Annotated in this window: 14 protein-coding genes; all 14 read right to left on the minus strand. The window is 33.2% G+C overall.

Annotation, left to right across the window (positions count from 1 at the left end; all coding sequences use genetic code 11):
• Nucleotide 1: 1 nt before the first annotated feature.
• The 14 genes from CVT18_RS09100 to CVT18_RS09160 all read right to left on the minus strand — a co-directional run bounded on the left by CVT18_RS09100 (nucleotide 2) and on the right by CVT18_RS09160 (nucleotide 11,353).
• Nucleotides 2-277 (minus strand): hypothetical protein, encoded by a 276-nt coding sequence (locus CVT18_RS09100; protein ID WP_021091977.1) that lies wholly within the window; start codon nucleotides 275-277, stop codon nucleotides 2-4.
• Nucleotides 278-346: 69 nt separating this feature from the next.
• Nucleotides 347-1,222, minus strand: coding sequence for an ArdC-like ssDNA-binding domain-containing protein (locus CVT18_RS09105; protein WP_107824474.1), 876 nt, complete (start codon nucleotides 1,220-1,222; stop codon nucleotides 347-349).
• Between the two features lie 41 nt (nucleotides 1,223-1,263).
• Nucleotides 1,264-1,461, minus strand: a complete 198-nt coding sequence (locus CVT18_RS09110; RefSeq protein WP_021092004.1) for a hypothetical protein — start codon at nucleotides 1,459-1,461, stop codon at nucleotides 1,264-1,266.
• A 199-nt stretch (nucleotides 1,462-1,660) separates the two neighbouring features.
• Nucleotides 1,661-3,466: a type IV secretory system conjugative DNA transfer family protein gene (locus CVT18_RS09115; protein ID WP_107811860.1), complete on the minus strand. Its 1,806-nt coding sequence runs from the start codon at nucleotides 3,464-3,466 to the stop codon at nucleotides 1,661-1,663.
• Nucleotides 3,467-3,518: 52 nt separating this feature from the next.
• Nucleotides 3,519-3,929, minus strand: coding sequence for a hypothetical protein (locus tag CVT18_RS09120; protein WP_021091980.1), 411 nt, complete (start codon nucleotides 3,927-3,929; stop codon nucleotides 3,519-3,521).
• Entirely contained in the window at nucleotides 3,926-4,873 is a 948-nt protein-coding gene (locus CVT18_RS09125; RefSeq protein WP_021092017.1) for an ATPase, T2SS/T4P/T4SS family, read from the minus strand. The genes CVT18_RS09120 and CVT18_RS09125 overlap by 4 nt, the downstream gene beginning before the upstream one ends.
• Nucleotides 4,866-5,072 (minus strand): hypothetical protein, encoded by a 207-nt coding sequence (locus CVT18_RS09130; protein WP_021091988.1) that lies wholly within the window; start codon nucleotides 5,070-5,072, stop codon nucleotides 4,866-4,868. The genes CVT18_RS09125 and CVT18_RS09130 overlap by 8 nt, the downstream gene beginning before the upstream one ends.
• A 9-nt stretch (nucleotides 5,073-5,081) precedes the next feature.
• The gene (locus CVT18_RS09135) at nucleotides 5,082-6,305 is read right to left on the minus strand and encodes a DNA type IV secretion system protein ComB10 (RefSeq protein WP_107824475.1); all 1,224 of its coding nucleotides are present in this window, start codon (nucleotides 6,303-6,305) and stop codon (nucleotides 5,082-5,084) included.
• 1 nt (nucleotide 6,306) lies between these two features.
• Nucleotides 6,307-7,533 (minus strand): TrbG/VirB9 family P-type conjugative transfer protein, encoded by a 1,227-nt coding sequence (locus CVT18_RS09140; protein ID WP_103560442.1) that lies wholly within the window; start codon nucleotides 7,531-7,533, stop codon nucleotides 6,307-6,309.
• Nucleotides 7,530-8,180 (minus strand): type IV secretion system protein, encoded by a 651-nt coding sequence (locus tag CVT18_RS09145; RefSeq protein ID WP_103560443.1) that lies wholly within the window; start codon nucleotides 8,178-8,180, stop codon nucleotides 7,530-7,532. The genes CVT18_RS09140 and CVT18_RS09145 overlap by 4 nt, the downstream gene beginning before the upstream one ends.
• Nucleotide 8,181: 1 nt before the next feature.
• A complete protein-coding gene (locus tag CVT18_RS10695; RefSeq protein ID WP_263973553.1) occupies nucleotides 8,182-8,304 on the minus strand; it encodes a hypothetical protein in 123 nt (40 codons plus the stop codon).
• A gap of 2 nt (nucleotides 8,305-8,306) precedes the next feature.
• The gene (locus tag CVT18_RS09150; protein WP_107824476.1) at nucleotides 8,307-10,766 is read right to left on the minus strand and encodes an AAA family ATPase; all 2,460 of its coding nucleotides are present in this window, start codon (nucleotides 10,764-10,766) and stop codon (nucleotides 8,307-8,309) included.
• Nucleotides 10,767-10,776: 10 nt separating this feature from the next.
• The gene (locus CVT18_RS09155) at nucleotides 10,777-11,019 is read right to left on the minus strand and encodes a hypothetical protein (RefSeq protein WP_103560445.1); all 243 of its coding nucleotides are present in this window, start codon (nucleotides 11,017-11,019) and stop codon (nucleotides 10,777-10,779) included.
• A 16-nt stretch (nucleotides 11,020-11,035) separates the two neighbouring features.
• Nucleotides 11,036-11,353, minus strand: coding sequence for a hypothetical protein (locus CVT18_RS09160; protein ID WP_103560446.1), 318 nt, complete (start codon nucleotides 11,351-11,353; stop codon nucleotides 11,036-11,038).
• Between the last annotated feature and the right edge of the window lie 471 nt (nucleotides 11,354-11,824).

An 11,824-nucleotide genomic window follows, 5' to 3' on the forward strand; every position in this document is an offset into this window, starting at 1 on the left:
TTTACGCCTTTGTTATTTCTTTCATATATGTTTTTATTGATATTAGTGCTCTCCCATTACCTAATGGATTTTTAGTCTTTATTTTTTTTATTTCTATTTTTTTATTATTTTTTATAATTGTTTCTGTTGCGATTTCTTCTTCAAAGTATGGACTTTGCATTTCTATGATAAAATTTTCCGTATTTTCTTTTGTGGTAGGGTTGCCCACATTTGTTTGAATTTTGCTATTGTTCTTTTTGTCGCTCAGCCCTAAAAAATTTATAAAATCGCTTAACATCTTTTTCCCTTTTTACAAACAATAGGGAGCTTTGCTCCCTATTTGTCCTAAGTTTCGTTTATGACCTATTTATCTCTCTATGCCCTTGTTTTGCTCTTTGGTTTGAGCTTTTTCTTTGGTCATGTCGATCTTTTTAGCTGGGTTAAAATAATCTACACCTTTAATTTGAGCTAGCGTTAGGTTGTTTAGTTGTTTCTCTAAATTTCCGCTTATTCCCAAGGTCTTGTTGTAATCTATTTTTACTTCAAAATCTTGATTTTTTGCTTGCTCTCTATAGTGCTGGATTGCTGTTAGATCTCTTTCTTTGATCTTGCTCTCGTCTAGTCCATCAAACTGACTTACATGATATAGAGTTTTTGTTTCTAGGCGTGGATTAATTGGGATTTTTTCCTTTACAACATATGTCATTGCTTCCCCTGTCTCTTTGTCATACTTTATATTGCCGTCTTTGTCTTTTACAACAGCCATGATTTCTTTACCATCTCTGTCTAGTTTTGGTCTTATCTCATGGTCTGCAATATAGAGCATTTTAACACCATCGACTCTAGCTTGTAAGCCATTTTTTGTGGTTAGGATTTCGCCTGTTTTCTCATCGTGTTTTAGCTTTAGTATTCCGCCCATTGCGTTACCTTGCTCCATTGTCACAAATTGAGGCTTGTCATAACCTTTTATATCCATTTCGGCTCTTAATAGCATACTAGTCTCTCTCGAGTATGTGGCTCCAGTCTTTGCGTTGTATGGAATTGTCCTATCGACTTCTTCTTTACTCATATCTTTTTGCCAGTCTGCTTTTGCTGTCTTGTGGGCTTCAAAGAGCTTATATTTCATGTATTTATCAAAGCTCTCTTTCTTTTCAGCGTTATCCATCTGGTTCCAGCTTTTTCTCTCTTGTTGAGTAGCATTTTCTTGTTGTTCTGACTTGATATACTTTGTAAAATCAGCCATTTTTTATCCTTTACATCTGTTAATAACCTATAACTTTTGGGCTATAGGTTTGAGTTAGGCTCATTTTCTTCTTCTATGATTTCGAGGCTTTGGTGGTCTTTTTTTAGATAATCCCACTTCTTGCTTTCATCATCGTTGATTTCAAACTCGCCGTCTTGGCTCTCTTCGAATTGCTTTGCAAGATACATCTCATACTCTTTATATGCTTCTTCTTGCTTTAGCTTTTCTGCATAGGTCATTTTCTACTCCTTAGGACAGATTTTTAGAGTTTTTAGGCTCTAATCTAAAATTTAGGTTCTTACTTAAATTTTAGATTAAAAACTTTATAAATAATAAAATATATAATAATAAAATATTAAAAAGTAAAAATATTTAAAATTTATAAACACTATTCCTTTAAAATTATTAGTAATATTTATAAATTTTTTTAAAAAATTTCTACTCTTTATCTATTTTTATTCTTAATGATTTTAATAATTCATCTCTTTGCTCTTTTCTTTCATCTTTTACTTGTGTTTGTTCTTGATTTGTAATTGTCTTAGTTGTTTCTGCTGTTTCTATAATTTCTTGGGTCGATACTACTTCTACTTTATCTGCCCCTTTAAATTGCTCTATTTTGAACCAATACGGCACTTTCGCCTTGATAGGTATTTTAAAAAATCCTTTTACAAGTATCAAAATATCGCTACTATCCTGATTTTTTAGGTCTTGTGCTGTGACCAGCTTCTTTGCTTCTTTGCTTTTTGAGATATTGCTTTTAAAAAGATCCATATTGCCTTGCGATTTACTTATTTTTATGTTGGTGTAATCGCCTATTAGCTTACTTGTGTCTTCAGCGTCTTTGTCGCTGTTCATGCCAAAAATTACTTGATAACCGCTGTTGTTTTTAACGATATTCATATCATCTTCGCCATAATATTTTTTGATTTGCTCATAGCTTTGGGTCACAAATACAGGCAATAAACCATAGCTTCTACATAGTGCTGGTGCTTCTAGCAAGAATGGCATTTTTCCAAATCTAACGAATTCGTCTAAAAATGCATAAATAAATTTATTTAAATCACTGCATTCTTTTCCACTCATAAGCTTTTTAAATAGCGTTTCTACAAAAATTCTAATAAGCGGTGCTAGGATATCCATATCTTCGGTTTGAACGACTACGTACATCGATATTCTTTTTTCTCTTAGGTCTTCAAATGTGAAGCTCATTTTGCTGGTGGCACTAGCAACTTGTGGGTTTGTAAAAACTTTCATAAAAGTATCGTATGTCGATTTTATCGATGCAAACTCATTGTCGGCAGATTTTGAGTAGGCTCTAGCTTGATTTCTAGTATTCTCATCTATAGTTTCGTCAAAACTAGTCTGCTTGAGCCAAATTTTAAAAGTATCTACATCATAATCTCGTTCTCTTGGTTTCGTTGGATCGTCTTCATCAGGCTCTTTCATGGCTTCTTCGCCAAATTTCTCATCAAGATAGTCGAAATAATCAGCCTTTGGTGCTTGTGCCAATTGCGCTAGCGTTGCGTGCTTATCTTTTTGCATAAAATACTCTGCGAAAAATACAAACATTGTTTTTGCCGATATTATCCAGTGATCGTTTTCTCTACCTTTTTCGCCTACAAATATTGTGGAGGCGATCTGCTCTGCTAATTTTTTTATGTGAAGATATTGTAAATCTTTAACTAGGCTATGATCGAACGGATTAAAAAATAATGTATTATCCCAGCTAAAAGGGGAGAATAGCTGGATTTCATTATTAAAATATTTTTGACGATAGCCTGCCGTTTTTGCGTAAAGCTCTCCTTTGATGTCTAATACTACACAAGAATTCGGCACACTTAACAAATTTGGGATAATCATACCAGCCGTTTTTCCGCTTCCAGGAGGTGCCACTACCAATGTTGAGAGCGGTTGTGTTGCTCGTATAAATTTTGGGCTTGTGCTGTCAATATCAAAGCATCCTAGCACAAGTCCTGTTTTGTAGTTTATCTTCATCTTTTCAAAATCTGCTGGCGTTGCAAACCTTGCTGATCCATAATCTTCATTATCTCTTAGATATGGCATTAGCCACCAAATTATGGCAACCAAGAGTGGTGCTATTAGTGCAAATACTGCGACATAGGCTTTCATTTTTAACGTTGGCGTACCAATATTTTGTAAAATTTTAAATGCCACAATTGGCACATTTACTATGTCAGGGTTAAAAATAAGTTTTACAACTACCAAATATGCAATTATCCCCATTATTAGGGATGTTACGTATATTAATATCCACTTTTTAGCTGTAAATTCTTTGCTATTCACCTTGCAATCCTTTTATCTCTTTGTTATTAGGTTGCTTTGTTCGTTCTACGTCTATTTTTATTTTTAGCTTACCGATCTTATTACTTAGTCTTTCTATTGCGTCAAAAAACTCATACATAGTCTTTTCTAAGTCGCTTTTAGCTTCTTCTTTTTTTATGATATGAGCATTTAGGTGATATGCTATTTGGTTTAAATTTTTTCCGAGGTGCTTAAATTCTTTCAAAAAATCAGCCAAAATTTCATTATTAATCTCAATTTGTTTTAGGGTTTGTGCATATTTTTCAACATGAATTAATTTTCTAACGATCGCAGATTTGCTTTCATTCCTTGCCTGCATCATTTTTGTTAAAATTCTTGCATCGGCTTCGGTAAAATAAATAAAATGGCTAGATACTTTTTTCATGCGATCATCCTTGCAATATCTATCTCTTTTAAATTGAGGATGTCTGTAATTACTCTTTTATTTTTTACCCTTGCTATTTGAATGATATAGTCAATTGCTGTCATTATTAGGCTGTCAAGCATACTTTCATCTACGTTTGATAATCCACCGCCTAATATAATATTTGTTTTTATTGCTTTTATGGCATCTTTTGGGTTGTTCGCATGTAGTGTGCTTAGGTTGCCTGCGTGTCCTGTATTATTTACACGTAAAAATGAAAAAGTGTTTCGTATATCTATTTCGCCTAGAAATAATCTATCAGGTCGCAAACGCATCGCATTATCGATCGCTACTTGGTAGCTATAAATTTCTGTTGCTATTTTAGGGACGGCAAGTTGAGTTTTATTTATGTTTTCAACTCTTAGTTCTTGGCTATCTTCTATGGTTACTACTCGCTCGCTTGGGTCTATTTCCCCCATTAGTGAGTTTAAAAAACTTGTCTTTCCACTTCCAGTTCCACCACTTAAAAGCACATTCTTTTTTTCGTGTATCAAATCTTTTATTTTTTCATAGCTCCAGCCATTATTTATGCATTTTTCACTTAGGATAAAGCTTTCGAGTGGATAAATTTCTTTGCTTGGTATCCTTATGCAGATTGCTATTTCGCTATTAAATAGGCTTGATTTGTGCTGTGCTTGAACACGATATCGCAAAAATGGACTTGGCAATTCACAAGACAAGTGGCAATGGCTTTCATCAAAACGTTGATTTCTTCTAGTTGCCAACTCGACTAAAAAACTATTTAAAAATTTAGCATCTAGTTTTTCGTCTTTTACCACTTCCCAGTGGTCACCATAATCTATATTAATTTCGCAAGGCTGATTAAAAATTAGCTCGTTTGCGTTTAGATTTAGATATGGCTTTAAAACACTAAGAATGTTTTTTAAAATTATACTTTCACTCATCTTGCTCGTTTTGCTTTTGGTCTGGTGCTTGGTTCATTAAATTTCTTTTTTCTTCTAGCAACATCTCAAGCTTTTGTTTCTCTTTATCTGCATTCGCTTGAGCTTTCTCGGTTTTTTTTACCTGTTTTGCTATACGCTCCAAAATTTTGTTATAAGCGTTTTGGTTTTTGATTTCCGCTTTAATATCTTCTAGTTGCACGCTTGCTCCTTAATCGTTGAAATATTGCATTAAAACTTCGCCATTTTTAGGTTTAGCAAACCACATGTGATTTGTTGGTACTAAAAATATACGGCTTCCGCTTTTAATTTCAATTGTTGGTTTAATTTGACTTTGTTGTTGAATTATGTCTTGAACCACACTACTTACATCACTTCTTGAATTAGAGTAAATTTCATTTACATAGGTGTTGTTTGCATTGTTTCCGCTATTAATTTTCGATGCTATGCCTAAAAGCAAGGCATTTGTAATTGTTGAGATTGAATATGCTATGCCGTATCTTTCCCAATATTTGTTATTGACTGCTCCAACTGCTCCTGTCATACCCATATTATCAGCTACTATTGCATCTGTTAGCATTATGTTTATGCCTTGTGGCGTGATAATCTCTCGCCATCTAATTTCTAATCGCTCGTGTCCGATCTTGGTGTCGTTGGTGTAAAATCCTATTGCTTTACTTCCACGTGGTATCAATACGGCTCGCCCCATTGCGGCATATATATCTTGCTCTATTTGAGCCGTAACTATTCCGCTTAAATCCGAGCTTATTGCACTAGTTAATATGGCTGGGATTAGTCTGCCAGCTCTAATTGTGCGATACAGCCTATGTTCATTTGTGCTTATATCAACTGGCTTTTGATTTGAAAAGCTATCAACGCCATATTTTGAGCTGTTTTGATTTACGCTTTTTACTTCGTTATTGCGATTTGCTAAAATTTGCGCTCGCATTAGTTCCTGCATTCGTTTTTTATACGCTCTTTGGTTGTCTATTGCCATTTCTTGTCGCAATTGTTCTTGTTTGGCTTGAAGCTTGGCTTGTTGTTCTCTTGCACGCTGTGCCATTTGCTCCTGCTCTTGTATATCTTGCTCAGGTGTCTGATCTTGCGAATTTTGATTTCTTTGTGTGTTTAAAGCATTTTGTTGCTTGTTGCCTAGCTTCTCGAGTCTGTTTAAAATCTCAGTTAAATTCTGATCTTCATTTGGCTCTCTCTTGCCAGCTTTATAAATATAATCATCTACTGGGAATTTTGAATTTTCGAATAGATGATTTAAATTTGTTTGATTTTGCAAATTCCTGATCTTCTCATCTTTTGCTTTTTTGCTTATATTTTCGTCATCAAATATTTCAGCCGTAGCTGTATTGGTGGCAAAAAGGGGGGCAGATATAACGCTAATTGTAACTATGCTTAAAAATAGTCTATTCCCCTTTTTCATTTTAAATTCCTTTAGTTTCATTTATTGTTTTTTTGTTTTCTTTTTGGTGCTGTTTTATTGCTTCTTTATCTGTATTTAGGTTTTTTCTTATTTCTTTTCTATCTCTTTCTTCTTGCGTTTCTTTTCTCTCTACGCACACATAGCTATCGCCACTTTTAATAGTAAATTTTGGATTTATGGTTTCGGCTATAATGTAGTCTCCTATCACTCTTGTTTCTACTGGGCTGTCCTGCTTATCTATTACTGCAAAAATTGTAGGAATTTGTGGCATTTCATCTTTGGCATATTTAAAATATGTAAATTTCTTGTCGCTAAAAATTTCTGCCGACAAAAGCCATTCATTTTCTTTTTTTGCTTTTTGCGTATAGCCAGTATATATATCGCTCTTTAGCACTTTTAGCTCTGCTATGCCATCTTTTATGATTTTATATTTATCGCTTTCATCTTTTGCTTTGGCTTGCTTTGCCTTTTGCACTTCATCGTCTTGTATGCGAATTACAAAGCTTGGATCATTCGTATTTTTGTAGTCTGTCGAATACAAATAAAATGTGTGGATTTTTCCATCGCTTGTAAAAATAGTTAGACTTGTATCAATTCCTATAAGCTGTGGGATTATCGCTATAGCATTTGCTTTGCTTGGTATTTGCTCTACTTTAAATCCTGTTTGGTCGCCCAATACAAAATTATCTATATCATTATCAAATATAAGCGTTGTTGCCATTGCTTGGCGAGTACGTATTTTATGCGTCTTATTTGGTACGTATTTTATTGTTTGCGTATTTTCATATCCGCTATAATTTTTAGTATGGAATTTGTTTTGTAGTGCTTTTAAGTCCTGATTTCTTATAGCATTTTGCATAAGCTCAAGCTCTTCTTTGCTTATATCTTGTGATTGCTCCACACCCATTCCATCTTGCTCTGGTATTTGCGCCATTTGTGGTTGAGAATTATTAAATTTTGCTAGTTGCGGATGATTGTTCTGCCCCATGCCAAATGGTTTTACCTTGAAATTTGATTGAACTTGGCTATTAATATCCTTGTTTTTGTCATTAAAAATATCTTCGCCCATTGAGCCATTTTTTTGCTGTTCATTAACTAGTTCTTGTGTCTGTCGCATAATTGCGCGGACTTCATTCATTTGTTCTTCGCTTAATCCGCCTTGATCTTGTTCTGCATTTAAATTTAAAACAAATAATGCTATTAAAGATAATCTAATTAAATTTTTCATTTCTTATCCTTTTCATCTATTATCTGCGTTACTTGATATTTGTTCACTATAAAGCCTGTTGGGTTTTTCATTGTGTCCGCATAATTACTAGTTTGGTTACGGAAGTCATACTCTATTGCACTTCTATATTTTTTATAGCTAACTTCAGTGCGAGTTGGATTTGTAATTTCTGCTTGAAAATCTATCGTAGCTACATTTTGGCTTAAAATCGCTACGTTTAGGATTTTTATATCTCTATAGTAATTTTTTGTAGTGTAAATTGAATTAGGATCACTAACCAAATTTTCGAACGCTTCCCATACCTGTCTACTACTTTGCGTACGTATTTCATTGTAACGCTCGGCATCATCTATGCGATTAATTAGCTCTCTATTTTTCACATATCCTGCGAGTATGCTCTTTAAAAGCTCTTCATTGTTTCTAACATTTAAGCTGGTGTCGTCTATTGTCACAAACCTTGAGTCACCATCTGAAAATTTTAACAATACAGGCTTTGTTTCTTTAAGAGGTGTTAGCAGTGCTATTGCAATGGATAAACTTATGCTAACTATGGTTAAAGCAATGATCACATAAAACATATACGCTTTTATATTTCGCTCCGCCTTAAAAATAAAATTTGGGTCTACTTTTTTGTCTTCGTATGCCATATTAACCTACTTGTATGATGTCGTAGCAAGCGCAAGGGCTTACTTTTTCTATTTTGCTTGGCTTATCAGCACATCCACTTAAAAATATTGTTAAAGCTGTTGCTACAATTACTGCTAGTTTCATTTTTAGCTCCTTTGTTCTTTGTGTTCTATATAGTATTTGCGCCAATGTATTGGGCTTTCAGTCTTTAATTTTTTTATCAAATTTACGCTATCTGAGCTTGACGAGAATACTCTTAAATAATTTCCTAGACTTGATAAATTGACATTTAGTTTTGCGCTTTCATTTCGTAGCTTCATGTTTAAAAGCACCTGCCTAGCATTTGATTGAGTGTCTTTTAAGAATTTAGCTTCCGTAGGTGTTAGCCCTATTATTTCGCTTAGTTGATTTAGTGTATCTTCGTTGTTTGTTGGGAAGATAAGAAAATTTGCAATATTGTCAAGAAATGATGAGCCACGCTCGTTGCCATTAAATAAGCTTATGTTTTGAAATCCGAAGCATCCAACACCACCTATCTTCCTCCACTCCAAAATACCTTCAAGGATTTTCTCTGACATTACTTCATCTCTTAGATAGTCCTTCAACTCGTCTATAAAACAAAAAAAGCCACGTATATTTTCGCTATTTTTTGCCTGATTTTTTAGTCTGTGAAATACATACATTGCGGTGAGGGCTGATACCTTTTTGTTTGGCAATATTCCATCCATATTTAGCACTGATAGCTGTTTTGTGAAATTTAGGGCATCTTCCTTGTTATCAAAAATTGAGCCCTTATAATTTCCAAATCTAGTTTTTAATCTTGCTTCATTATCAGCTGGCAGTGAGTCTATGAAATCGCTTAATGACAATATTTGATCCGCTTGCTTATTGTCAAAAAGCCTATTTATTGTTTCTCTAATATCTTTTGTTGCATCATGCTCTTCAGGCTTTAGCTCTGCCATTGAGCTTAGCCATGACGCTAAAAATTCTCTATTCTCTGCTGTATCGGCTAGGCTGAATGGATTTAGTTTAAACCCATCGCTTTCGCTATCATGATATTCGCCGTCCATGTAATTTGTGAAGCAATACATACCCCTTAACTTGTCCATTGCAAAAATGCTTACAGGATACTTAAAGAGATTTGCCATCAAGAATTGAATTGTTGTTGTTTTACCAGTTCCTGTTCCACCTATGATCATTGTATGACCAGCTGGTCTATCTCCATCAGGCTGGCAGTGGAAGTTGAACAAAAATGGTGTGCCATTTAAGTGTTTAAAAGTCGTAACTGCTTCGTCGCCCCAATCATTTTGGTTAAAGCCAGTTACTTCGTTTTCAAAATTTGCGATCGTAGCTAGGTTGCTTATGTTTAGGGTTTTCTTTCTTGCGTTCAAATTTCCACGACTTGGGAAGAGGCTAAAATATAGTGCCTTTTGGTTAATAGTCTCTCTAACAACGTTGAGACCTTGATTTTCAAGGATATTTTTTAATTCATTTGTGCGATTATCTAGTTCCGCTAGGTTGTCGGCTAGGCAATATATAGAAAAGCTTGTTTCAACTAGGTTTTCTCTATCTGCTTGGATAAGCTCCATCAAATGATCCAGTTCTTGTTGGACTAGTTCAACCGAGAAGGCTCTAGTATCTTTTATTTTTTTGATTGCTTTGCGTTTTTCATAAGCTTTGAAATAAATCATTGTCATAAACTCATGATCGCTTTTAATTAAATTTGACGTAATGATTGACTTAATTTGCTCTGTTTCGTATGCCTTGACGCTTATAAATCTTGCATATTTTGTTGTGCCATCATTTCGATAAAATTCAATATAATCTTTTTTAAATTCGACATAAGAGCTAATGTAGCTATCTGTTATTAATTCGTTTGTGTATCTTAAATTTGTTTCCTGTGCGTTTGAGTATGTGGCATAAAAATTAATTATCTCATCACTACTCATCTGGCGTGGTTGATACGTTGCCAAATGATTTTTAACGTTTAAGAGTGTGTTATTTAACAACTCCATTTTTTGTTTATAGTTTGAGCTTTCTTTATTTTTTTCGTCTTGTTCGCTAGTTACTTTTGTCTTAAAACTTTCAAGAAATCCAGTTATATTTTTCGTCGTAGTCGATATAAGCATAAAATATTTGATTGAATAAATATCTTGATTTTGTTCCCATTTTTCAATTATTTCATTCGCATATTGATTTATATTTTTTTCGATGTAGTCTTTAGCCTTGATTTTAGTTTTTTTGATGATTAAATTGGTCTCTACATTATCTCTTAGCGTCGTAAAAAACATAATTCGATTTAATAGATAATCCATTTCATTGTCAAGACTAATTCCTGCGTAGCTTGTCCCTTTTAGCTCCACTGCAATTGTTATGTTGCCATCTTTTGTAACAATAGCATTCTCGCCGTATTTGCATGCGATATTGTTTTCTTTTGCCATTGTGTATATTTCAGGTTCGCCCATCATTATTATTTTGTCAGCTTTTCTATTTAATTGACTTATTTTTGAGCGGATATCGCTATCTTTTTCTTTTTTTGTTTCAGCTACAAGCTCTTGCTTGTTTAGTTTCCAATCTCTAAAAACATCTATAAGTCCACGAGCCATCATCTAATCCTTATGCAAAAAATTTTCTTTGTGAAATTTTCAAATTTGAGCCGATGATCTCATAGATATCTTCATCGAAAAATTCCAAAATGAAAAAAAAGCAGTATAGAACTGCAACGACTGCCAATGAATACAAAATCAAGATAAACCACGATATAAATCCGATTACAAAAATAATTAGTAAGCTTGTTGTAGTTAGCCCCATTATTTTTGTTTTTCTAGTTAAGTCCATATAGCAGTCAGTTACAACCATTTTACACTCGCTTTATCTACATTGCTGCGGCAGTTAATCCGTAGCAAACCCCGAGGATAATTGATGCGATTACTACAAATCTTATATGTTGTTTTATTTGCTCTACATTGAAAAATGCTGTTAGCATAAGGACAATAATCCAGAGAATTCCAATTACAAGTATTATCGTGTTGAGAACGCTCGCAACACTACTTCCTGCTTCGGTTACTTGAGTATTTACGTTTTGCTCAAGTGTCTTTAATACATTTTGTCCGCCACCTGCTCCAAAAAGAAACAATGGTGAGCACATTGTCAGATAGAAAAGCTTTTTCGCTTTTGATAGGATTTTTTTCATTCCATACTCCTTTGTAATTTATTTTGTTTTCGTTACTATATTATTTTTTAAAAACGGACTTTTTGTATAAATATTTTTAAGATGTATGTTTTTATGGGAGTTCTAAAATATGATATAAGTTTTTTTTAATTTTTTATTTACTTTTTAATTTTTCTAAAGTAGCGTTTTTTTGGCACTTCATTTATTTTTTTTATAAATTTTTTCTTTTACAAAATGCCACTTTATAAAAAAATTGTATTTTTTTTATTTTTTATTATCTTTTGTGTCTTTGACTATATATTTTCAATTTTATATATTCTATTTTAATTTATTTTTTTATAAATATAATTTTTCTTATCATCTTTATTTTACTTATTTTATATTTTTTACAAATATTCTTTTTAATTACTATTATTATTTAAAAAAATAAAATGCGATTTTATTTTTTATTTTTATTCTTTTGTAAAAAGAATAAAAATCACACTATAAAGC

The sequence above is a fragment of the Campylobacter concisus genome, from assembly GCF_003048405.1.
Taxonomy (GTDB): domain Bacteria; phylum Campylobacterota; class Campylobacteria; order Campylobacterales; family Campylobacteraceae; genus Campylobacter_A; species Campylobacter_A concisus_Q.

Bases quoted from the DNA above. Each gene is read 5' to 3' on its own strand.
- CVT18_RS09100 (WP_021091977.1), bottom strand. From the start codon at position 277: ATGTTAAGCGATTTTATAAATTTTTTAGGGCTGAGCGACAAAAAGAAC.
- CVT18_RS09105 (WP_107824474.1), bottom strand. From the start codon at position 1,222: ATGGCTGATTTTACAAAGTATATCAAGTCAGAACAACAAGAAAATGCT.
- CVT18_RS09110 (WP_021092004.1), bottom strand. From the start codon at position 1,461: ATGACCTATGCAGAAAAGCTAAAGCAAGAAGAAGCATATAAAGAGTAT.
- CVT18_RS09115 (WP_107811860.1), bottom strand. From the start codon at position 3,466: ATGGGGATAATTGCATATTTGGTAGTTGTAAAACTTATTTTTAACCCT.
- CVT18_RS09120 (WP_021091980.1), bottom strand. From the start codon at position 3,929: ATGAAAAAAGTATCTAGCCATTTTATTTATTTTACCGAAGCCGATGCA.
- CVT18_RS09125 (WP_021092017.1), bottom strand. From the start codon at position 4,873: ATGAGTGAAAGTATAATTTTAAAAAACATTCTTAGTGTTTTAAAGCCA.
- CVT18_RS09135 (WP_107824475.1), bottom strand. From the start codon at position 6,305: ATGAAAAAGGGGAATAGACTATTTTTAAGCATAGTTACAATTAGCGTT.
- CVT18_RS09140 (WP_103560442.1), bottom strand. From the start codon at position 7,533: ATGAAAAATTTAATTAGATTATCTTTAATAGCATTATTTGTTTTAAAT.
- CVT18_RS09145 (WP_103560443.1), bottom strand. From the start codon at position 8,180: ATGGCATACGAAGACAAAAAAGTAGACCCAAATTTTATTTTTAAGGCG.
- CVT18_RS10695 (WP_263973553.1), bottom strand. From the start codon at position 8,304: ATGAAACTAGCAGTAATTGTAGCAACAGCTTTAACAATATTTTTAAGT.
- CVT18_RS09150 (WP_107824476.1), bottom strand. From the start codon at position 10,766: ATGGCTCGTGGACTTATAGATGTTTTTAGAGATTGGAAACTAAACAAG.
- CVT18_RS09155 (WP_103560445.1), bottom strand. From the start codon at position 11,019: ATGGTTGTAACTGACTGCTATATGGACTTAACTAGAAAAACAAAAATA.
- CVT18_RS09160 (WP_103560446.1), bottom strand. From the start codon at position 11,353: ATGAAAAAAATCCTATCAAAAGCGAAAAAGCTTTTCTATCTGACAATG.